This window comes from Pseudomonas yamanorum (assembly GCF_900105735.1).
GTDB lineage: Bacteria > Pseudomonadota > Gammaproteobacteria > Pseudomonadales > Pseudomonadaceae > Aquipseudomonas > Aquipseudomonas yamanorum.
This window is the reverse complement of record NZ_LT629793.1, coordinates 7,027,362-7,048,068: the sequence shown is the minus strand read 5'-3', so window position 1 is coordinate 7,048,068 and position 20,707 is coordinate 7,027,362. Positions and strand designations below refer to the sequence as shown.

Genomic DNA, 20,707 nt, shown 5'->3' with positions numbered 1-20,707 from the left:
GCAATGCGAAATTGCACTTCACTTGACAACCCGTTTGCATCCGACTTGATCAGTCATTTGCATTCGCATTGACCACCGATCGCATAGGATTTACCTGAACATCGAGGCCAAGGGACCTTACTTTCCGATAGCCTCGACGACTATGTCAGCGATACCAACCCCGGTGCGCGTAGTCGACGTCTTTGTCGATGAACTCGACTTGGTCGATCTGAGTTTTGAAGGTGCCATCCCAGCCTATACTGGCTGGCCTGCTTACCACCCCTCGGTCTTGTTGAAGATCTATGTCTACGGTTATCTCAACCGCATCCAGTCGAGCCGCCGTTTGGAGCGAGAAGCTCAACGCAGCGTCGAACTGATGTGGTTGGCCAGGCGTTTGATGCCGGACTCAACCAATGGATGGGGGAAACGCACTTCCTGACGCGAAAGCTGGCCGGGGTGAGTACGGAGATGAGCTTGAATGTGCTCCCCTACAACTTGAAACGGGTCATGAACATCATCGGTACCCATTACTTGCTGAAGGCGTTAACGGCCTAAAAACCGGCCTGTGTTTACGTGTCCCGATGATCTGGCGCGTTGCTGGGGGGGGCAGGAAGGGACATGGTGCCTTGGCCAGGCTACGAAGCCGGACAGCCGCCCAGCATCGAGACGGGATCTAGCGTTTTTACACACTCTGGGCCGTTCTCTGCCGGTCGTCACTACGGCGTGTGCTGGTCAGGTCGAATGCAAATGGGTGGTCACCAGCGGTGCAAACAGATGGTCAATTCGATGCACTTACACAACTTGGATGAGCGAGACGAATTCCAAGGTTTCTGCTGCGCTATTAACACCGACATGCTGACTAATGCCGTCCCGGTATCTCCCTGAGAATCACCATCCCGTAAGCGGTTTCTTACAGAAGATCCATTTTTGGCGCTGACGCTCTAATCGCAAGCCCTCCAAAGGAAGAGCCAGCATCTACGTAGCGCAGCGCTGACTTGATATCCTTCCAGCCCACGTAACTCATCAGTGATTTGATGTCCCAACCATTGGCGGACGCCCAGGTCGCAAATCCGCGTCGCATCGAGTGGCTGCTGTACATCTCTGCCGGGACACCCGCTTGCTTAAGAATGCGGCGGAGCAGCGGGATCAGGCTGTTCGGGTTGATAGCGCCGTCAGCGAGATTCCCCCAGCGATCCACCTTCCTGAACACTGGCCCGCGGGCAATGCCGGCCACGGTGATCCAGTTGATATAGGCCTGAACAGGGCAGAGCTTTTTGAGGGCGGGCGTTTGAAAGCTCGCGCCCAGATGCTGTCGATCGCCCTTCGTGTGCGGCAGGTAGAAGGTGATGCCGGCGCCAGGAGCCGCTTGAGTGTGCTCGACCTGCAGACGTGCCAATTCATCTCCCCGAAAACCTCGCCAGAATCCGATCAGTACCAAGGCGATGTCGCGTCGATGTTTCATCACGTTATGGAAGTCATGTCGCTCCGCTGCGTGCGCGGCTTCGCGCTCGAGCCAGGTCACCGCTTGTTCCAGATGAAGGAGATGGAGAGGGGCCGCTTGCTTCTCTTGGACCGGGTGCAAGGTGCGGATGCCTTTGATCATCTGCCGCACGGTGGGTGTCTTAGTCGGGTCAGGAAATCCTTGAGTGATATGCCACTGAGCCAGGGCAGCCAGGCGCTGCTTCAGGGTACTGATGGTGTGTTTATCCGCGTACTCGGCGAGGTAACGCACGATGCCATCGCCAGTCGCCGGCAGAAACCCACCCCAGATCACTTCGAAGTGCTCCACTGCCGCGCGGTAGCTGCGCCGGGTGTTTTCCCGGGTGCCGGCCTGCAGGTAGCGATCCGCTTTGTTCATCTCGGCCCTTCTCCGCGAAAACGTACCGTTCCCAGCGCTGAAAAAGACGAAAAGCAGCGCTATGATGTGATAAGTCTTGATTATTTTATCAGATGAATACTGCTTTAGATGTCTGTACTTTATGCAAATATAGGACGTAAATACGTGGTATGTACAACAGTACGAAAACGTAGGAGCAGAGCATGGCGCGAGGCGGCATCAACAAGGCGCTGGTTCAGAGGGCGCGGTTGACCATCTTGGCTCGGGGAGAAAACCCCAGCATCGATGCGGTACGGGTCGAGCTGGGCAATACCGGCTCGAAAACCACGATTCACCGCTACCTGAAAGAACTTGAAGGCGTGGAGCCCCACGGGGACGCACTGCCGCTCAGCGAGCAACTGGCCAATTTGGTAGGCCAGTTGGCCGATCAACTGAAAAAGGAAGCCCAGACCACTGTGGCCCAGGAGCGCGAGCAACTGGCACGCGAACGGCTCGACTATCAGAATCAGATCCGCCAGGCCGAAAATCGTATCCAGCAGCTGGAAGGTCAGGCCGCTGCTTCAGATGTACACCTCCAAGTTGCTCAACAAGAGTTGCAGAAGGCGCAGCAGCAACGCCAGCAAGCCGAGGTAGAGAACGCCCGCTTGCAGCAGGCCAACCTCGATCAAGCGGCACGTCTGCTGGATCGCGACGGGCAGATCCTTTCGCTGGAGGAAAAGCATCAGCACGCCCGCGATGCCCTGGAGCACTATCGCCAGGCCAGCAAGGAGCAGCGTGAGCAGGAACAACGCCGTCACGAGTCCCAGGTTCAACAGGTGCAACTGGAGATACGCCAGTTGCAGTAAACCCTGATCGTCAAGCAGGACGAACTGACCCGACTGAACCGCGACAATGAGCGGCTGCTCACCGAGGCACGACAACTGCAAAAGGATCAGCGAGCCCAGCAACAGATGCTGGAGCAAAAGCTCCAAACTCTGGAGTCCGCTCAGAGTGCACTGGCCACTGCTGAGCGGAAGGAGGACGCCGTGGAGCAACACTGCCAAACCCTGCAAGATGAGGTGGCGCGGCTTGGCGAGATTAATGCTTCCCAAGCGGAGTATGCGCAAAACCTACAGGAGCGCCTGGTTGAGGCCGTAGCACACCTGAAGCTACTCGGGCATTCGCTACCAGCTGACAGAGATGGTGCGAGTAGCTCTTGAACCATTACTGAAATGGCCGAATTTTGCGTTTTTGTGTGTGGAGTGGCGCTCCATGAAAATATAATTAGATCATGCTGTTACAGGTCAAATGTCCTAAATTTCCTTTATCTCGGCATGACCCCATGAACGAGCATTTGGCGCATCTGATGCTGGTCGAGGTGCTGCGTACCCACCTGGCGAACCTGGACAGCAGTGGCGTCGGTTGGTTTTACGGCTTGGCCGACCGTCACCTCAGCGTCGCCCTGAGCGCGATCCATGCTGACCCGGCCCATCGTTGGAGTGTCTTGGAACTGGCGCAGCTGGCAACCATGTCGCGTTCGGCGTTCGCATTGCGCTTCAAGCAGGTGGTCGGTGCTGCACCGATGGAGTACGTGACGCGCTGGCGCATGTTGCTGGCCAGCGACAGGCTGAAGAGCTCCGATGACTCCATTTCCACCATCGCGTTTTCATTGGGCTATGAGTCCGAGAGCGCCTTCAGCACGGCGTTCAAGCGCGTCATGTCGCAGTCGCCCCGTCACTATGTGCGCGAGCACACCGCCCAGGCTTAATGCAGGCCGCCGCCGACTATCAGGGTTTCACCGGTAATCCAGCTTGCATCCGACGACGCCAGGAACGCGACGGCGGGTGCAATGTCTTCGGGCTGACCGATGCGACCCAGCGGCGTAATGGCTTCGATCTTCTGGCGGAACGCGTCTTCGAAGAAACCGCTGGCATGCACGCCTTCGGTGACGACTAACCCAGGGTTGACCGAGTTGACACGGATATTCCTGGGGCCTAACTCATTGGCCAAGGTACGGGTAATAGCATCGACCGCCGCTTTGGACGCGGTGTACACCGTCGAGTTGGCCGGTGTGAACGAGGTAACGCTGGAACTGATGTTGACGATGCTGCCACCTGCCGAATTGAATACCTCAACCGCTGCCTGAGTACATTGAATCAGCCCCAGGACGTTGAGGTTGAATTGGCGGTGGAACTCCTCCTGCGTAATGTCAGCCAACGGGTTGGTCGAATAGACGCCGGCATTGTTGACCAGGATGTCGAGGTGGCCATGCTCATGCACAATGGTTTTGAACAGAGCCTTAAGGTCAGTGCTGTTGGAAACATCGGCCTGCACTGCGTAGGCCCTGGCGCCAGTCTGCAGAATCTGTTCGACCACGCGGTCGGCATCCTCACGACTGCTGGCGTAGTTAACGATCACGGTGGCGCCATCCTTGGCCAATTGCCTGGCAATCGCCGCGCCGATGCCTTTGGAGGCACCGGTCACCAGAGCGACTTTCTTGTGCAGCTTTTTCATGTTCACACCCTTCTGTTGCTGGCTGAAAATCAGTCAGTCCAGCTTAGGAGCAACGCCCAGGCGGGTTAATAGCCAGTCCTCCAAAAAAGCTTCGCGATCGTCCAGCCGTGATACGCGGTGACGCGGGCGTGATTTCCCTCAGTACGCAGTCCCATGTGTTCGTAAATACAGCTGAGTCGGTGCCGTCAGCGCTCCATTATCAGGTCATGCTGACGGGCCGACACTTATGCGTGCGTGAGGTACCAGCGCCAGTCCTGCTCCCCGACTTCGGCGTTGAATTTACGGAACTCGCGCCATTTGATCGCCAGATACACTTTAAGGAATTCGGCTCCCAGCGCCTCGTGTGCCCAAGCTGAATCTTGCAGGGCCTGCAACGCTGTTAGCCAGTCAGTAGGCAGGAAATCAGTTGCCTGTTCATACCCATTTCCTTCAATCGCCGCGCCGGGATCGCTTTGACGAGTGATGCCGTAGTGAATGCCCGCAAGTAATGCGGCAGCGGCAAGATACGGGTTGGCATCGGCCCCGCAAATGCGGTGTTCGATGTGCCGACTTATTGCGGGGCCTCCGGGGACGCGGAACGACACCGTGCGATTGTTTACTCCCCAACTTTTGGCCAACGGCGCGTAACTACCGGTCTGGAACCGGCGATAGGAATTGGCATGGGGGCAAAATATTGCCAGCGAGTCAAACAGGGTCGCCATCATCCCGCCAATTGAGTGACGCAACAGTGGCGTACCCTGTGGGTCTTCGCTCGCATACAGGTTATTACCCTCCTCGTCGGCCAGGCTGACGTGCAGGTGCATACCGCTGCCGGCCTGGTCGCTGAACGGCTTGGCCATGAAGCACGCTTGTAGTCCATGTTTGTTGGCTACACCTTTGACCAGGCGTTTGTAACGTACGCCTTCATCAATAGCCTGAAGCGCATCGAAACGATGCTCCAGCGTCAATTCGACTTGGCCTGGAGCGTACTCGGAGATGGCCGTACGTACCGGCAGCCCCTGTAGCGCGCACGCAGCGTAGAGGTCATCAAGAAAAGGTTGAAGCTGCTCCAACTCGTAAATGCCATAAACCTGCGGTGCCTGAGGGCGGACGCCATTGGTCTGCAACGCTGGCTGCGGCCGACCATTGGCATCGCGTTGTTGGTCCAGCAGGTAGAACTCTAATTCAACGGCCATTACCGGGTGGAATCCATCGGCTTTCAGCCGGTCAATGGCATGCACCAGTACGTGCCGCGGGTCGGCCGGTGCGGCGGGAATGCCTTGGGTCGGGTGCATGCTTACATGCACTTGGCCTGTGGGATGAGTGCGCCAAGGTTGCAAGGTCAGGCTTCCCGCTAACGGGTAGGTCCAGCAATCGGCATCAGCGACATCCCAGACCAAGCCCGTGTCTTCTACGTCTTCACCCTGCACGGTCAAGGCGAGAATGGAACTTGGCAGCGGCCGACCACTTTCGTAGATCGCCAATAGTTCGTTGCGATGCAACAGTTTGCCGCGTGGAACACCGTTTGCGTCGATAAGAAACAACTCGATGCTCAGTACTTCAGGGTGGGCGGCCAGATAATCTACGGCCTCTTTTTTATCAGCAAATTGCATGTCAAACCTCTTGGCGCTCATTCAAACGACTGGACAGTATTTAAGAACAATGGCGTTTTCAGGCGTGCAGTTATGAAGGGATAACCCGCGCTCCAGGTAGGGCAAGCAGCGTGGAAAGCGCGTTATCCAACTCACCGATCAGCCTGTCGATATCCGCATCACTTGTTTGCGGACAGCACAGGGTCATGTTGTGAAAAGGCGTGATCAGGATTCCGCGATTGATCAGATAAAGATGCAGCGCCATTTGAAGGCTGTCATGAAAAGCCGCCTCGGCTTGCGCGCCTGTTCTTGGCGAGGTAGCACAGAATTGAAACTCACAACGCGCGCCCAACTCTGTGACAGACCAGTTCAGTTGGTGCCGCTTGAACAACCCTCGAAATCCCTGGGCCAGCCTTGAGGCCAGGGGCAACATGTGCTCGTACGCAGACTCCGTCATGACCTCTTCGAGACTGACGCGCATGCAACGCATCGCCAGTGCGTTGGCGGACAGCGTCGTTCCCATGCCACTGTGGCCATGCCCGCCGCTCTCCTCGCTGATGGTCTTCTGGACGTCGCGCATGGCCGAGGCGACTGGCTCGCTAACGCCAAACACCGCGCAAGGCACGCCACCGGCAATGGGTTTACCCACCACGAAAAAGTCGGGTTTCAAATCCCACTGGCGAGTGCATCCACCGAGGCCGGTGGAAATAGTATGGGTCTCATCAATGACCAACAGGCTGCCATATTTAAGGGTCAGCTCCCGGCACTTTTGCATGAACCCCGGATCCGGCAGGACCATGCCAATGTTCGTCATTGCCGGCTCGCACATCAGCGCGCACACATCGCCCTGGGCTAACGCCGCCTCCAGTGCGGCGACATCGTTGAAGGGGATGGATCGACTGTATTGGCTCAAGTCGTAGGCTTGGCCCACAAGACCTGAACGGGGCACTGTTTTGCCATCGCGGTAGCGCACCATCACGTCATCCACGGTGCCGTGGTAGCAGCCATCGAACACCAGCAAGACGTTGCGCTGGGTGATAGCGCGCGCCCAGCGCAGCACATACCGGTTGGCGTCAGTCGCATTGGCGGTCACTTGCCAGTAAGGCAGCTCGAATCGCTGAGCCAGCAATTCGCCGCAGATCACCGCGTCTTCGCCCGGCAGCATCGTGGTCAAGCCATTATTCGCCTGCTCGGTTATGGCGCGGACAATAGGATCAGGTGAATGGCCAAACATCGTGCCGGTGTCGCCCAGGCAAAAGTCTATGTATTCATGCCCGTCAACGTCGGTGAAGCGCGCCCCTTTTGCACGCTGGACAAAGAGCGGCGAAGGCATCGACCAGTCGCTCATCCAGTGCATGGGCACACCGTTGAACAGATTCGCCTTGGCGCGCTCGGCCAGCGCCAGTGAAGTTGGGTTGTTTTCTATAAACCGGGCACGCTCGGAAGCGGTAAAAGCAGCAATCGCTGATTCACTAATTCCACTTTTCGACATGATCAATACCCTATGTTAATTACCAAATTAATTAAAAGTTCGTTGCTGAATGACAGCCGGATACGGCTCAAAGAACTCAACTGTTCTTTGATACATCGCGCTTTTATAAATCTTGGTTATAGCCCCCCGCCCAATATCGTGGATTGAGCGCGCTGGAGCGTATTCAAACTTAATAATCGCCGTGAGAGGCTTTGCTCTCGATCAGACAGTTCCCGCCATCCACCACGAGGACTTCCCCCGTGATGTAACTGGCGTCAGGCGATGCCAGAAATGCAACCGCCGCCGCTTCGCGGGGGCCACGCTGTTGACGGTAATCCCCTGCTTGGCGACTTCAAGCGCAAGCCCCATGTTCATGCCCACCATTGCGCCCGCTGCACCCGGCCTGCGCGCGATCGCCATACCAATACCCGCTTCACTTCCGGCACCACTGACAAGTGCCACCTGCCCCCTCAAATCAGTATTTAACATGGTGTACCCCACGTCTTAATTGGTAATAGGGGTGGAAATTAGGCGAATAAATCTGATAAATAAAGACGATCATTATCAGAAAATTTGACAACTGCTATGGCCTTTACTAGTGAGTCACTCAAAGTTTTCCTTGCGGTTGTCGACAGCGGCTCCTTTTCTGCCGCCGCACGCAAATTGGGCCGGGTACCCTCGGCCATTAACATGGCGGTGTCGCAGCTTGAAGCAGAGCTGGATTTATTGCTGTTTGATCGGTCAACCCGCAAAGCCATTCCTACGGCCGCCGCCAAAGCACTGGAGCCCCAGGCACGCCAGGTTGCCAGCCAGTTGAACCTGCTGGACGCCCATGCGCTCCAGCTTCATCAGGGGTTGGAGGAGCGCTTGGTCCTTGCGATGGCGCCGGAGTTGCAAACAGGCGTATGGAATCGTCCGCTGTCCATTATCGCCAGCGAGTTCCCCACGCTTGAAATCGAGATTCGCTCCGCGTCGCATCCGGAGGCGATGCGCATGCTCCATGACGGGCGTGTGCAATTGGCACTGGGATTTGAACGACCAGGGCTTGACGAGCGGGAGACGTTTCTTGAAGCGGGGAGCCAATTGTTGGTAGCCGTTGCCTCTCCTGATCATCCTGCGGCCGCCGGCAAGAAGCGCCCTTTGAGTGAAGAGCAGTTGGTCAACGTTCGGCAGATCATCGTTGCTACTGGAGGCCCTACAGACTCTGATCCACGTGTTGTGCTTTCACGGCGGATTTGGCACAGCGACAACTATCTGGCAACGCTGGACCTGGTGCAGCAAGGATTGGGCTGGGCTTATCTTCCACAACCGCTGGTACAACCCCTGATCACTTCGGGCGCATTGACGGAGGTGGTGTTTGACTACATGCCAAGTCAGATGCGGTTATGGGTCGATATCATCTGGGTAAAGAACCGCCCCTTGGGGCTGGCAGCAAGTCGCTACCTGAGCCTGATGCGCAAAATTGCCGAGGGCGAGCCTCGTCGTGTTTAAGGAGTAAAAAATACTGCCTGCGGTATGGCTCATTCATCAGATAGCCCGTGCGATTGAGAACGTCGCAGACCAGACTTGCGTGTTGGTCATGGGCTCCTTCTGAAAGAGGTCCCCCACTCCAACGGCCCCAACCCCAAATGCATCGCCACCGTCTGGCCAATATCAGCAAAGCTGTCACGCTCGCCCAACCACCCCGCCGCCACGCCCGCACCATAAGCCAATACAGGCACATGCTCGCGGGTGTGATCGCTGCCCGGACGAGAAGGATCACAACCGTGGTCGGCGCTGATGACCAGCAACGTTTGCGGGTCCATCAACGCCAATAACTCCGGCAGCCTGCGGTCGAACGCTTCCAGCGCGGCCGCATACCCGGCCAGGTCCCGGCGGTGGCCGTAGAGCATGTCGAAGTCGACGAAATTGGCAAACACCAGGCTGTTGTCTGGCGCTTCCGTGTAAGCCTTGAGCGTGGCATCGAACAGCGCGTCGTTGCCGTCGGCCTTGTACAACCGACTGATGCCGCGGTGCGCGAAAATGTCGCCGATCTTGCCCACCGCGTGCACGGTGCCGCCTGCGTCGCAGAGATGATCAAGCAATGTCGCCGATGGCGGCGGCACGGTGTAGTCGCGGCGATTGCCGGTGCGGCGAAACTCACGCGTGTGTTCCCCGGTGAACGGACGGGCAATGACCCTGCCAACGGTGTATTCATCACACAAAGTGCGGGCGATTTCACACACCCGGTACAACTCCTCGAGCCCGAAATGGCTTTCATGGGCCGCGATCTGCATCACGCTGTCGGCCGAGGTGTAGCAAATCGGCTGCTTGCTGCGGATGTGTGCCTCACCCAACTCGTCCAGCACCGTGGTACCCGAGGCATGGCAGTTGCCCAGGATGCCCGGCAAGCCTGCCCGTTCAATCAGGTCGGCCAGCAACTGTGGCGGAAAGGAGTTGACCGGCTTTTCGAAATAACCCCAGTCGAACAACACCGGCACGCCCATCATTTCCCAGTGCCCGGACGGTGTGTCTTTGCCAGACGATTGCTCCCGTGCGTGGCCGAAAGCACCGCTCGGTGCGGCGTCGCCCCAGTGGCCCGGCAACGGTCCGTCGCCACTGGCCGCCGCTGCAGCCCCCAATCCCAAGCGTCCCAGATTCGGCAGGGACAACGGCCCCCGGCGCAACGGCCCATCGGCTTCGCCACGGGCGCACGCCTCGGCGATATGGCGCAAGGTGTCGGCGCCTGAGTCACCAAAAAGGGCGGCGTCGGCACTGGCACCGATGCCCAACGAATCCAGCACCAACACGATGGCCTTGCTCATAGTATTTCCTGGATCAAATTGCGTTCAGCTAAACGCTCACCGCCTAATCGATAGGCTGCGCGCAAGGCGGATGCCCCCTGTTCGGCCTGCTCTGTATTGCGCGCGTGTACCCAGCCCAAGGGTCTTTGCGCGTTCACCTGTTCACCGACAAAGGCCAACTCGCTGAAGCCGACCGACAGGTCCAGCACATCGTCTGGATGGCTGCGCCCGCCGCCCAATGCCACCACCGCCAAGCCCACCGCCCGGGTGTCGATCTCGCTGACGCAGCCCTCCTCCTCGGCCCACACCGGTACCGACACGGCGGCCTTGGGTAAATGCGCATCGGGGTTGTGAGCAAAGCCCTGCGGGCCACCCAGGGCACTGACCATTTGCTCGAAGCGCTGCAAGGCTGCCCCGCTCTGCCAGGCCTGAAGCAATTGATCACGGGCCTGAGCCTCATCCCTCGCCAGGCCGGCCATCGTCAGTACCTCGGTAGCCAGGGCCAAGGTCACTGCCCACAGGCGTTCACTGCGCACCTCGCCCTTGAGCAGTGCTACGGCTTCGGCAACCTCCAGGGCATTGCCGGCACTGCGGGCCAGGGGCTGGTTCATATCGGTGATCAGGGCGCGGGTGTTGACCCCGGCACCGTTGGCCACGGCGACGATGCTGGCGGCCAGTTCGCGCGCCTGTTCGGGCTCGGCCATAAATGCACCGTTGCCGGTTTTTACATCCATGATCAATACGTCGAGGCCGGCGGCGAGTTTCTTGCCGAGGATCGATGCGGTGATCAGATCAATCGACTCGACCGACCCGGTCACATCGCGGATCACATATAAACGTTTGTCCGCGGGTGCAAGGTTGGCGGTCTGGCCGATGATGGCGCAACCGACTTCGGCCACCACCGTGCGCAAACGTTCAGGGCTGGGTTGGCAGTCGTAACCGGGGATGCTCTCGAGCTTGTCCAGGGTGCCGCCGGTGTGCCCCAGGCCACGCCCGGAAATCATCGGCACGTAACAGCCGCAGGCCGCCAGCAGAGGTGCCAGCAGCAAGCTGATCATGTCGCCGACGCCGCCGGTGGAATGCTTGTCCACGATCGGCCCCGGCAGATCCCAACTCAATACTTGGCCGGAGTCGCGCATCGCTTCGGTCAAGGCGATGCGCTCGGTCACATCCATACCCTTGATAAAAACCGCCATGGCGAACGCCGCGACCTGCCCATCGCTGAGGCTGCCGTCGGCAATGCCGGCGACAAACCGTTGAATGTCCATTGCGGCCAGGGCGTGCCCGTCGCGTTTACGGCGAATCACTTCTTGTGGCAACCACATACTGTGCTCCTTACAGCGAGATGAAAAAGCCGACAATCGCCGCACTCATCAGATTGGAAAGCGTGCCGCCGATCATGGCCCGCAGGCCCAGCCGCGCCAGTTCTTGGCGGCGTTGCGGGGCGATACCCGTCAGGCCGCCCAGCTGAATGGCAATCGAGGACAGATTGGCAAAGCCGCACAGGGCGAAGGTGACGATCACTTGGGTGTGGACCGACAACAGCGGCACACCGGCCTCGGCGGCTTTGGCCGGGGTCAGGTAGTTGGCCAGGTCGGCATAGGCGACGAACTCGTTGAGGACCAGCTTTTCACCGATAAAACCGCCGGCCATGACCGCCTCGTGCCACGGCACCCCCAGCAGAAAAGCGATGGGCGCCAGCACGTGCCCGAGCACCAGTTGCAGGGTCAACTGCGGGTAGCCAAACCAGTTGCCGGCCCAGCCCAGTAGCCCGTTGAACAGGGCGATCAGCGCGATAAACGCCAGCAGCATGGCACCGACGGACAGTGCCAGGCGCAAGCCAACCTGGGCTCCTTCGGCGGCGGCATCGATGATATTGGTGGGGCGATTCTCTGCCTGCCCCAGTTCCTCGATCACCTGTTCGGTGCGGGCTGATTCGGTTTCCGGCTCCATCAGCTTCGCCATCAACAGCGCACCGGGCGCCGACATGAAACACGCCGCGATCAGGTACTTGAGCTCCACCCCCAGCCCGGCGTAACCCAACAGCACCGAGCCGGCCACCGCCGCGAACCCGCCGACCATCACCGCGAATAACTCCGAGCGAGTCAGCTTGGCAATGAACGGCCGTACCACCAGCGGTACTTCCGACTGACCAATGAAAATCGCCGACGTCACCACCATCGACTCGATGCGGCTGGTGCCCAGCAACAGGCGCAGCGCACCGCCCACCAACCGGATGATCCAGCCCATCACGCCGATGTAATACAGCACCGAGATAAAGCTGCCGAAGAACACGATCATCGGCAATACTCGGATCGCGAATACAAACCCACCGCTGCCGAACACTTCAAACATGTGCGGCGAACTCAGGCCGCCAAACAGAAACTCGATGCCTTTGTTCGCGTAGAGCTGCAGCGAGGCCACCGCCCCCGATAGCGAGGCCAGCACCGTCTGGCCCCAAGGCACGTACAGCGCAAAAGCACCGATCAACACCTGGATCAGAAACGCTACCGAGACGGTGCGCCAGTTGATCGAGCGTCGTTGATGAGATAAAGCAATGGCAATGAGAATAAGGGTCGCTATTCCGACAAGACTGATCATGCAGGCGTCTCAACAATGGACCAAGCGGACGCAGGCCCGAAGGCCTGCCCAGGATTAGAAAGCGTCGAAGGCGCCCGGCAGCAATTGCGCCAGGGTCCAGGTACGCGTGGCGGCAGGGTCACTGCCCTGGCAAATCACCACCGCATCCTTGGCCATCAACTCCAGCATCACCTGGCGGCAGGCACCGCAAGGGCTTATCAGTGAAACGTTGGGTGCATAAACAGCCATCGCCTTGAAACTGCCCGGCGCATGGCCCTGGCTGATGGCGCTGAACAACGCGCTACGCTCGGCACAATTGGTCAGCCCGTAAGAGATGTTCTCCACGTTGCAACCCTGTACCACCTCACCGTCGGCAGTCAGCAATGCTGCGCCGACCGGGAAATGGGAGTAAGGCGAGTACGTGCTCTCGGCGGCACGCTTTGCCTGTTCCATCAAATGTTCTTCACTTGTCATGCACAGGGTCATCCCATCTTGTTGCGAGCACGGCCAGGGAGGTCGTGACGCTATTGTGGTGTTATTTAAATAACAATAGATGTGAATATTCAATCTTTTTCTGCGCGTATGCACAAAGGTCCCACCGTTAACGGCTTGAACACGCCAGCGCACACGGGCTGTGTACTTTCACAAGTAATTTCCCCAACCCCTAGGTATGCTCCGCGTTTATTGCCTATCACTGATACCGGGATGCCAGCCCAGGCGCAGCTTATGGAGCCGTATCCTCAAGGACGTTTGAACGATGAGTACCCCCGCGCTGGACATCAGCAGCCTGACGCCACTGCCTTACCACCAACAGGTGGTCGAGTACCTGAAAACCAGTGAACCTGCCGTGTGGAGCTGGGCCTCGTCCCTGGGTGTTCAGCAGGAACATGCCCAGGACGTACGCGCGCAATTGCTGCGAGACACCTATCGCCTGAGCCCCGAGACTCACCCGCAGGCCTATCAGGCTTGCGAGACGGCGTTGCAGTGCTTGCAGATCCAGGCACCCGCCACGCTCTACCAGGCCGGCGACGGCGTGATGAATGCGAGCCTGTATTACCTGGCCGGTGAGGTGCATGTGGTGTTCTACGGGCCGATTCTTGAACGGCTCGACGCCCAGGAGTTGCTGGCGTTGCTGGGGCATGAGCTGGCCCATTACCGTTTGTGGTCGGAGCACGATGGGGACTATCTCACCGCCGACCGCATTCTGAATCACGCGATGGCTGACGTGTATACGCCAGCCAGTCTGGAACAGACCGCACGTTTATATAGCCTGCACACCGAAATCTATGCCGACCGCGGTGCAGCCCTGGTGGCGAGTGGGCCGGAAGCGTCCATCACCTCGCTGGTGAAGATTCACACCGGGATTGTCAGCGTCGATGCGGCCAGCTATCTGCAGCAGGCCCGTGAACTGGATGGCAAGGATGCACAGCTGTCTCAGGGCGTATCGCATCCGGAGGCGTTTCTGCGTTCCCAGGCAGTAGACAGCTGGTGGCAGCAGCTCCCGGAGACGGACGCCTGGCTGCACCGCCGATTGCGCGGGCCGTTGTCGCTCAGTCGCCTGGATGTGACCGACCAGGTGGAGCTGACCGCCCTCACCCGCGGCTTTATCGCCAGCTTTATCAGTGCACCGGTGTTGCAGTCGGACGCTGTGCTCAATCAGGTGCGGGGGTTCTTTCCCGACTGGAAAGACAATGAAACGCCCCTGGACCTTGGCACGCTGAATGCCGAACGTATCGACGCGAGCATCCACGAATACCTGCACTTCATCATGCTCGACCTGAGCCTGGTGGACCGTGACCTGCGCGACGAAGCATTGCTGCATGCCGCGCGCACCGCGAAGAAACTCGGCAGCGCCGACGACTTTATCAGCGTGCTAAAACGCGATATCAAATTACCCAAACGTGAGCTCGACCCGATCGCTCGCGCGCTCAAAGCGGAGGTCGACACATGGACCCAATAACCCAACCCGTCACCTTCACTCAATTGCTGCAGAGCCACGATGGCGCTGCCGTGCCTATCGATGATGTGGTGTTCCTGGCGTTGCCGCTGCTGCGCCAGGTGGCGCAACTGCATGATCAGGGGCGTGTCGCCCAGCTCAGTTATCTCGACGTGCTGCAAGGGCCGGAGCGCACCCTGCAACTGCGTAACCCCGAAGGTGTACCGCCGCGTCTGGCGCTGGAAGCGATCAAGCAAGTGCAGCCCAATCCGGAGTCGGCGCTGAATATCGTCGGCACGGTACGCCTGACCCGGGATTCGGAAAGTGGCGTGGCCATTACCGACCTGCACGTGCAGGAAGACCCGCACCAGGCCATCGACCACCCGGTGTTCCTCACGGACTTGCACAGCTGGGAGCATCGTCTCGGGCATCACGACGAAATCACCGATATTTTCCAACTCGGGCAGTTGCTCGCGTGCCTGGCCTGCGGGTTGGACTTTGCCGATATCAACGATGTAAAGACCTTTGCCCGGCATCGGCGCAACCTGTTCCAGCTCAATGGCCGGCTCAACCCGGTGCTGGCCAACCTGATCGTCGAGATGACCGAACTCAACCGGCATGAGCGCGCCACCGATGTCAGTTCCCTGGCCCGGCGCCTGGAGTCCTGGCGCGAGCAGCCGGCCAGCCTGGATGTCGAGCGTGTGCTGGCCCAGGCCGAAGGCCCGGCGTCGCGGCGCACCGTGGTGCTGGAGCACCTGCGCAACCGGCTGTTCGACCTGTCGCGGCGCAATCGCCTGCTGCACTTCCGGCCGACCCAGGCCAACGTCAACCTGACCGTGGCCAGCGTGCCGCTGGTGATGCGGATCGAAAGCATCCGACCTGAATCGCTGTGCACCTGGCAGCCTACCTTCGGTGGTTTCTCCGAGCAGGTGTTGAGCGGCAAGCCGGTTGGCCTGCAGCAATGGCTGCGGTTTGAAGACCAGACCTGGCTGCAGGCGTCCCTGGAACGCATCATCCAGGAAACCCGCCGCGATCGTGCCGAGTTCGGCTTCAGCAACCTGCGCCTGGTGGTCGCGTTCATGCGCTGGCACAACCTCAAGGACACGCCGGAAGAACGCATCGTCACCCCGCTGCTGTGGCTGCCGGTGGAGCTGAGCCGCAAAAAAGGTGTGCGCGACCAGTTCATGTTGCAGTGCGATGAGACCGAGGCCGAATTCAACCCGGTACTGCGTCATCAGTTGCGCCAGCTCTACGATATCCAGTTGCCGGAAACCGTCGACCTGCAAAAAACCTCGCTTGAAGAAATCCACGCGGATATTGCGCGCCAGATCAAGCTGACCGAGCCCGGCGTGGAGTTGCGCCTGCAAAGCAAACCGCAAATCGAACTGATCCACCAGAAGGCAGTGCAGCACCTGCAGCACTTCCAGCGGCGCCGCGCCCGTCAGCGCTCGGCCATGCCGTTGGTGAAGCCGGATTTCAGCTACGACCGCGAAGACTACCGCCCGTTGGGCCTGCAACTGTTCCAGCAAAAAGTCCTGCCCAGCGTGTTGCCGCTGCGCATGGCGGTCGGTGGCAAACCTTCGCTGCGCGACCAGCATCCACAAATGGTCGCCCGCAGCACTGAAAACAGCACCTACGCTTTGCCCGAGAATCAGGGGCATCGCTACGCCTGGGACATCGACCTGACCCAGGTCACCCTGGCCAACTTCAACTATCGCAAGATGTCGCTGGTGCGCGATTACGCGCAGTTGATCGACGAGCCGGCGCAGAACGAAGCGTTTGACCGGATGTTCTCCATTGAGCCCCGGGAGGTCGAAGTCCAGGCACCGGACCCGATCCCGCTGCCGGAACAATGGAACGTGGTGGCCGGCGATGCGACGCAGAATGCCGCCGTCAGCCTGGCCCGTACCGGGCGCAATTTCATCATTCAGGGGCCGCCGGGTACCGGCAAGTCCCAGACCATCACCAACCTGATCGCCGACTATGCCGGTCGCGGCCTGCGGGTGCTGTTCGTGTGCGAAAAGCGCGCGGCACTGGATGTGGTGTTCCATCGCCTGCAACAGAGTGAACTGGGTGAGTTGTGCTGCCTGATTCACGACTCCCAGACCGACAAAAAGGCCTTCGTGGGCAACCTGCGCGAATGCTATGAGCGCTGGATAGCCGGCGATGCCCAGTCGTCGCAGTTGCAAGCCCGACGCAGCGCCACACTGGCCACCCTGGGCCAACAGCTGGGTCTGATCGAGCGCTTTGAACAGGCCATGACCGAGGTGCCGGAAACGCTGGCCTGCTCGGTGCGCGAACTGGTGCGGCATCTGATCGACCTGCCGCCTGTGGCTGCCAAGCTGCCGCCCGAAGTTCTGGAACGCTTGCCCGAATGGCGTCACTGGCAGGCGCAAAGTGAACTGACTGGCCGCCTGTATCAGGCGATCAACGAGCGCTTCGGCCTCGACAGTTTTGCGCGTCACCCTTTCAGCCATCTGGCCTCAAGCCTCATTACCCACGAACATGCCTATGGCCAGCTCAAGGCATTCCTGGATGAAGCCGGTGGGCTGATGGACAGCGTCGAGCCGTTTCTGGAGTCATCCTCCAGCCTGCTGTCCAGTGACACGCGTCTCGCGGATGCGCGGGTGCTGACCCAGGCAGCCGAGCAATTGACCGGCGCCAACCTGGCATCGCACCTCGACCTGTTGGAATCGGGCTCACCCGGTTCCCAGGCGTTGCAGGCCGAACAAGCCGCTCTGCAAACGCTGACCGTGCAACAACACAACGCCGCTGAAACCACCCGCCATTGGCGCGACAAACTCGCGCCCCAGGACACCCAGGCCGCACAGGATCTGGTGCAGCGCCTGGAAGGCTCGTTGCTGCGTTGGCTGCAACCGGCCTGGTGGCGGCTGCGCGGCGAGTTGCAACGGCGCTACGACTTCAGCCAGCACGCGGTGCGCCCCAGCTACCGCAGCGTGCTCGATAACCTGGCCGGCGAACACCGCGCCACCGCCGAGTTGCAGGCCGAGCAGCAGCGCCTGCAAAGTCACTACGGCATCCAGGACATCGACCAGTTCGTGCAAAACCTGCAAGCCCTGCTCCAGCAACTGAGCACATCACCGTTATTGCGCCAGTGGGTCGAAGGCCTGCGTGGTAACCCAAACGCCCTGCCGGGTGTACGCCAGGAAGCCAGCCTGCGCCAGCCGGTTGCACGCCTGGCCGAGCTGGTTGCACAGCACTGCGTGTTTGAACCGGCACCGAGCCTGGGCGAGTTGGCCGAATACTTGCGCGACCTGCGTGAAGAACTCGAGGAACTGCCCGACACCCTGCCCCTGCTCAATGAGCTGCACCAGGCCGACCCCGTCTGCCTGTTGGCCGTGCAACAGCACGCCTTGGCGCAAAAGGCGCTGGATGGGTTGATTGCCCAGGAAAACCTGACCCGCCTGTATCGTGCCAACCCGCAACTGGCGCGCTTCGATGGCCCGGCCTTGAGCCTGGCCGCGCGGCAGGTCAGCCAGGCTGAAAGCAGCCTGCTCAAACACAACGCCCATGTGCTCAGCGCCACGCTGCACCAGCGTTTCCTGGAACACGTGAAGCAATCGGCGATGTCGGTGACTCAGCTGGACGCCCAGGCCCGTGAGTTCAAGAAAGCCTATGCCAAGGGCCGCCGTGAACTGGAACACGAGCTGGGCAAGACCATGCGTTATCGCTCCATCCGTGAAATGGCGAGTGGTGACAGTGGCCGCGTGATCAACGACCTCAAGCCTATCTGGCTGATGAGCCCGCTGTCGGTGTCCGACACGCTGCCGCTGACCCCGGACCTGTTCGACGTGGTGATTTTCGACGAAGCCAGCCAGATCCCCAGCGAAGAAGCCGTGCCGGCCTTGAGTCGTGCGCAACAGGTGATCGTGGTGGGTGACGAGATGCAATTGCCACCCACCAACTTCTTCTCCAGCGCCGGCGAACAGGACGATAACGAACTGATTGCCATGGAGGACGGCGAGCAGATCGCAATCAACCTCGATGCCGACAGCCTGCTGAGCCAGGCCGCGCGTAATTTACCGGCGACTCTGCTGGCTTGGCACTACCGCAGCCGCCATGAAGCGTTGATCAGCTTCTCCAACGCGGCGTTCTATGAAGGCCGGCTGATCACCATTCCCGACCGGCGTATCGAGCGCCCGGCCCTGGCCCAAGCGGCCCTGGACTCCATGGATGCCCAAGCGGTGATTCAGGGCGCCGATACGCTGCTCGACAGCCCGATCAGCTTTCTGAAGATGAGCGATGGCGTCTACCTGAGCCGCAGCAACTTGGCCGAAGCACGCTACATCGCCAACCTGGTGCGTGAACTGCTGCAACGCGAGACCGGCCTGAGCCTGGGCATCGTGGCCTTCTCCGAGGCCCAGCAAGGCGCCATCGAGCAGGCCCTGGAGGACCTGGCCGCCAGTGACTCGGCCTTTGCCACCCGCCTTGAACAAGAGTATGTGCGTGAAGACGCCGGGCAGTTCAACGGCCTGTTCGTCAAGAACCTGGAGAACGTCCAGGGGGATGAACGCGACGTGATCATCCTGAGCATCTGCTACGCACCAGGACCGAACGGCAAGATGCTGATGAACTTCGGCCCGATCAACCAGCGCGGCGGGGAAAAACGCCTGAACGTGATCTTCAGCCGTGCGCGCAAGCGCATGGCGATCGTCTCCAGCATCGAAGCGGATGCCATCACCAACACCCACAACGACGGTGCCGCAGCATTGCGCGGGTTCCTGCAATTCGCCCAGGCCAGCGCCAACGGCGACGCGCCGCGATCCCAGGGCATCCTTGCCAACCTCAATCCAGGCGCCAAGCAATCCTTTGCGGTCAGCCTGCCCAAGGACAGCCTGCGCAGCGCCCTCGCCGCCGCGTTACGCAAACGCGGGCATACGGTGCAGGAATACGTCGGTCGTTCGCAGTTCCGCTGCGACCTGGCGATCAGTGACGCCAGCGGTGAACACTTCAGCCTCGGCGTGTTGCTGGACGGCGATACGGCGGCCGCGACTGACGTGCGTGAGCGTTATATCTTCCGCCCGACCGTGCTGCGCAGTTTCGGCTGGAAGATTATCGACGTGCTCAGCCATGACTGGCTGCGGGCCCCGGAAGAGGTGCTGAGTCAGATTGAAGCGCTGCTACGGGGTGAAGAGGCGCCTGCGCTGCCAGAACCTGAACAGGAAGTGGAACCCGAAACCGTCGAGGTCGAGGCGTCGCCAGCCCCTGAAGCACAGACCCCGATGCGTGAGTTCACCTTTGGCGAAGGCAACTCCAACAAGTTCTGGCGTATCGGCGTCACGGAGGCGGACGTGGTGGTGAACTTCGGTCGCATCGGCACCAAGGGCCAGACCTTGATCAAGTCCCTCGACAGCCCCGAACGCGCAGTGCGCGAAGCGGAAAAGCTGATCGCGGAGAAACTGCGCAAAGGCTATCAAGAGCAGGCGGGGTCAATCACACCGGGATGATTCAAGGACGTTGTAAATCTCGGAAATGACCTGCTGTGTCGCGCCGTCAATGGTTCCTTCATTACGGCACAACACCCAGCCGTGATCCGCAACCGCTCGCTCGAACGCCTGGGTACAGGCGATGTGTTCTTCCAGCCTGTGGATCACGGTGCTGCTCAGCCCGCGCCGGCGTGCAGCGGCCCTTGCCCATGAAATATCGGGGTCGGTGACCACCCCGACATGCAGGTCCGGCACTTGCACGTTTCGATCACTGTTCAACTGCAGGATATCTGTCAACGGGACTCCCCGGCGAAATGCGGCATCCGACGGGTACCAGCGGTCAATCAAGACAATGCTGTCTGTCGGCTGTTGAGTCAGCACGTGTCGGGAAATCCAGGCACGGCTGTTGGCGAAGCGCTTACACACCTCCCACTCCAACTCCCGGCTGGGCGTTCTGGCGAGTTGGTTAACGAGGACCATTGTTTCACTTCGGTAGGGATCGCTTTTTCTCTCGCACAGCCGGATCACCTTTTTGTTGTCAGCCCTCAGTGCTTTCGTAACGGCTTCCAGCAGTGTGGTCTTGCCGGTGCCCTTGGGCCCGTCCATGGAA

The 20,707-nt window shown here is 59.8% G+C and carries 12 protein-coding genes and 4 pseudogenes; 6 read left to right on the top strand and 10 right to left on the bottom strand.

Going from position 1 to position 20,707, the window contains the following annotated elements:
* Window positions 1-96: 96 nt before the first annotated feature.
* Window positions 97-385 (top strand): annotated as a pseudogene (locus BLU46_RS32520) (transposase); the annotation flags it as partial.
* Between the two features lie 504 nt (window positions 386-889).
* Here BLU46_RS32520 and BLU46_RS32515 read toward each other — a convergent pair.
* Window positions 890-1,837 carry a site-specific integrase gene (locus BLU46_RS32515; protein WP_093209974.1) on the bottom strand — a complete coding sequence of 316 codons (948 nt, stop codon included), beginning with the start codon at window positions 1,835-1,837 and terminating at the stop codon, window positions 890-892.
* A 182-nt stretch (window positions 1,838-2,019) separates the two neighbouring features.
* Here BLU46_RS32515 and BLU46_RS32510 point away from each other — a divergent pair.
* Both BLU46_RS32510 and BLU46_RS32505 read left to right on the top strand, forming a co-directional pair.
* A pseudogene (locus BLU46_RS32510) lies at window positions 2,020-3,015 on the top strand (DNA-binding protein).
* Between the two features lie 122 nt (window positions 3,016-3,137).
* Window positions 3,138-3,563 (top strand): annotated as a pseudogene (locus tag BLU46_RS32505) (helix-turn-helix transcriptional regulator); the annotation flags it as partial.
* Here BLU46_RS32505 and BLU46_RS32500 read toward each other — a convergent pair.
* The 4 genes and pseudogenes from BLU46_RS32500 to BLU46_RS32485 form a co-directional block, all read right to left on the bottom strand.
* Window positions 3,560-4,309 (bottom strand): SDR family NAD(P)-dependent oxidoreductase, encoded by a 750-nt coding sequence (locus BLU46_RS32500; RefSeq protein WP_063030157.1) that lies wholly within the window; start codon window positions 4,307-4,309, stop codon window positions 3,560-3,562. The pseudogene BLU46_RS32505 and the gene BLU46_RS32500 overlap by 4 nt on opposite strands.
* A 224-nt stretch (window positions 4,310-4,533) precedes the next feature.
* Window positions 4,534-5,901 (bottom strand): glutamine synthetase family protein, encoded by a 1,368-nt coding sequence (locus BLU46_RS32495; RefSeq protein ID WP_093209972.1) that lies wholly within the window; start codon window positions 5,899-5,901, stop codon window positions 4,534-4,536.
* Window positions 5,902-5,971: 70 nt separating this feature from the next.
* Window positions 5,972-7,372, bottom strand: coding sequence for an aspartate aminotransferase family protein (locus tag BLU46_RS32490; RefSeq protein WP_093209969.1), 1,401 nt, complete (start codon window positions 7,370-7,372; stop codon window positions 5,972-5,974).
* 169 nt (window positions 7,373-7,541) lie between these two features.
* Window positions 7,542-7,747 (bottom strand): annotated as a pseudogene (locus BLU46_RS32485) (SDR family oxidoreductase); the annotation flags it as partial.
* Window positions 7,748-7,936: 189 nt separating this feature from the next.
* Here BLU46_RS32485 and BLU46_RS32480 point away from each other — a divergent pair.
* A complete protein-coding gene (locus BLU46_RS32480; RefSeq protein WP_063030165.1) occupies window positions 7,937-8,842 on the top strand; it encodes a LysR family transcriptional regulator in 906 nt (301 codons plus the stop codon).
* Window positions 8,843-8,928: 86 nt separating this feature from the next.
* Here BLU46_RS32480 and BLU46_RS32475 read toward each other — a convergent pair whose 3' ends face one another.
* Genes BLU46_RS32475 through BLU46_RS32460 form a run of 4 tightly spaced genes read right to left on the bottom strand, consistent with a single transcriptional unit; the run spans window position 8,929 to window position 13,188 of the window.
* Window positions 8,929-10,155: a phosphopentomutase gene (locus tag BLU46_RS32475; protein WP_093209967.1), complete on the bottom strand. Its 1,227-nt coding sequence runs from the start codon at window positions 10,153-10,155 to the stop codon at window positions 8,929-8,931.
* A complete protein-coding gene (gene deoA, locus BLU46_RS32470) occupies window positions 10,152-11,459 on the bottom strand; it encodes a thymidine phosphorylase (RefSeq protein WP_093209965.1) in 1,308 nt (435 codons plus the stop codon). The genes BLU46_RS32475 and deoA overlap by 4 nt, the downstream gene beginning before the upstream one ends.
* Before the next feature lie 10 nt (window positions 11,460-11,469).
* A complete protein-coding gene (locus BLU46_RS32465) occupies window positions 11,470-12,735 on the bottom strand; it encodes a NupC/NupG family nucleoside CNT transporter (protein ID WP_017480294.1) in 1,266 nt (421 codons plus the stop codon).
* Between the two features lie 54 nt (window positions 12,736-12,789).
* A complete protein-coding gene (locus BLU46_RS32460) occupies window positions 12,790-13,188 on the bottom strand; it encodes a cytidine deaminase (protein ID WP_231988848.1) in 399 nt (132 codons plus the stop codon).
* A gap of 283 nt (window positions 13,189-13,471) precedes the next feature.
* Between BLU46_RS32460 and BLU46_RS32455 the strand changes: the two genes are divergently transcribed.
* Complete coding sequence (locus BLU46_RS32455; RefSeq protein WP_093209963.1) at window positions 13,472-14,674, top strand: M48 family metalloprotease; 1,203 nt, start codon at window positions 13,472-13,474, stop codon at window positions 14,672-14,674.
* Window positions 14,662-20,118, top strand: coding sequence for a WGR domain-containing protein (locus tag BLU46_RS32450; protein WP_093209960.1), 5,457 nt, complete (start codon window positions 14,662-14,664; stop codon window positions 20,116-20,118). Before BLU46_RS32455 ends, BLU46_RS32450 begins: the two co-directional genes overlap by 13 nt.
* On the opposite strand, the gene BLU46_RS32445 is transcribed toward BLU46_RS32450, so the two are convergent.
* Window positions 20,101-20,703 (bottom strand): dTMP kinase, encoded by a 603-nt coding sequence (locus tag BLU46_RS32445; RefSeq protein ID WP_093209958.1) that lies wholly within the window; start codon window positions 20,701-20,703, stop codon window positions 20,101-20,103. The two genes, BLU46_RS32450 and BLU46_RS32445, sit on opposite strands and share 18 nt — an antisense overlap.
* Between the last annotated feature and the right edge of the window lie 4 nt (window positions 20,704-20,707).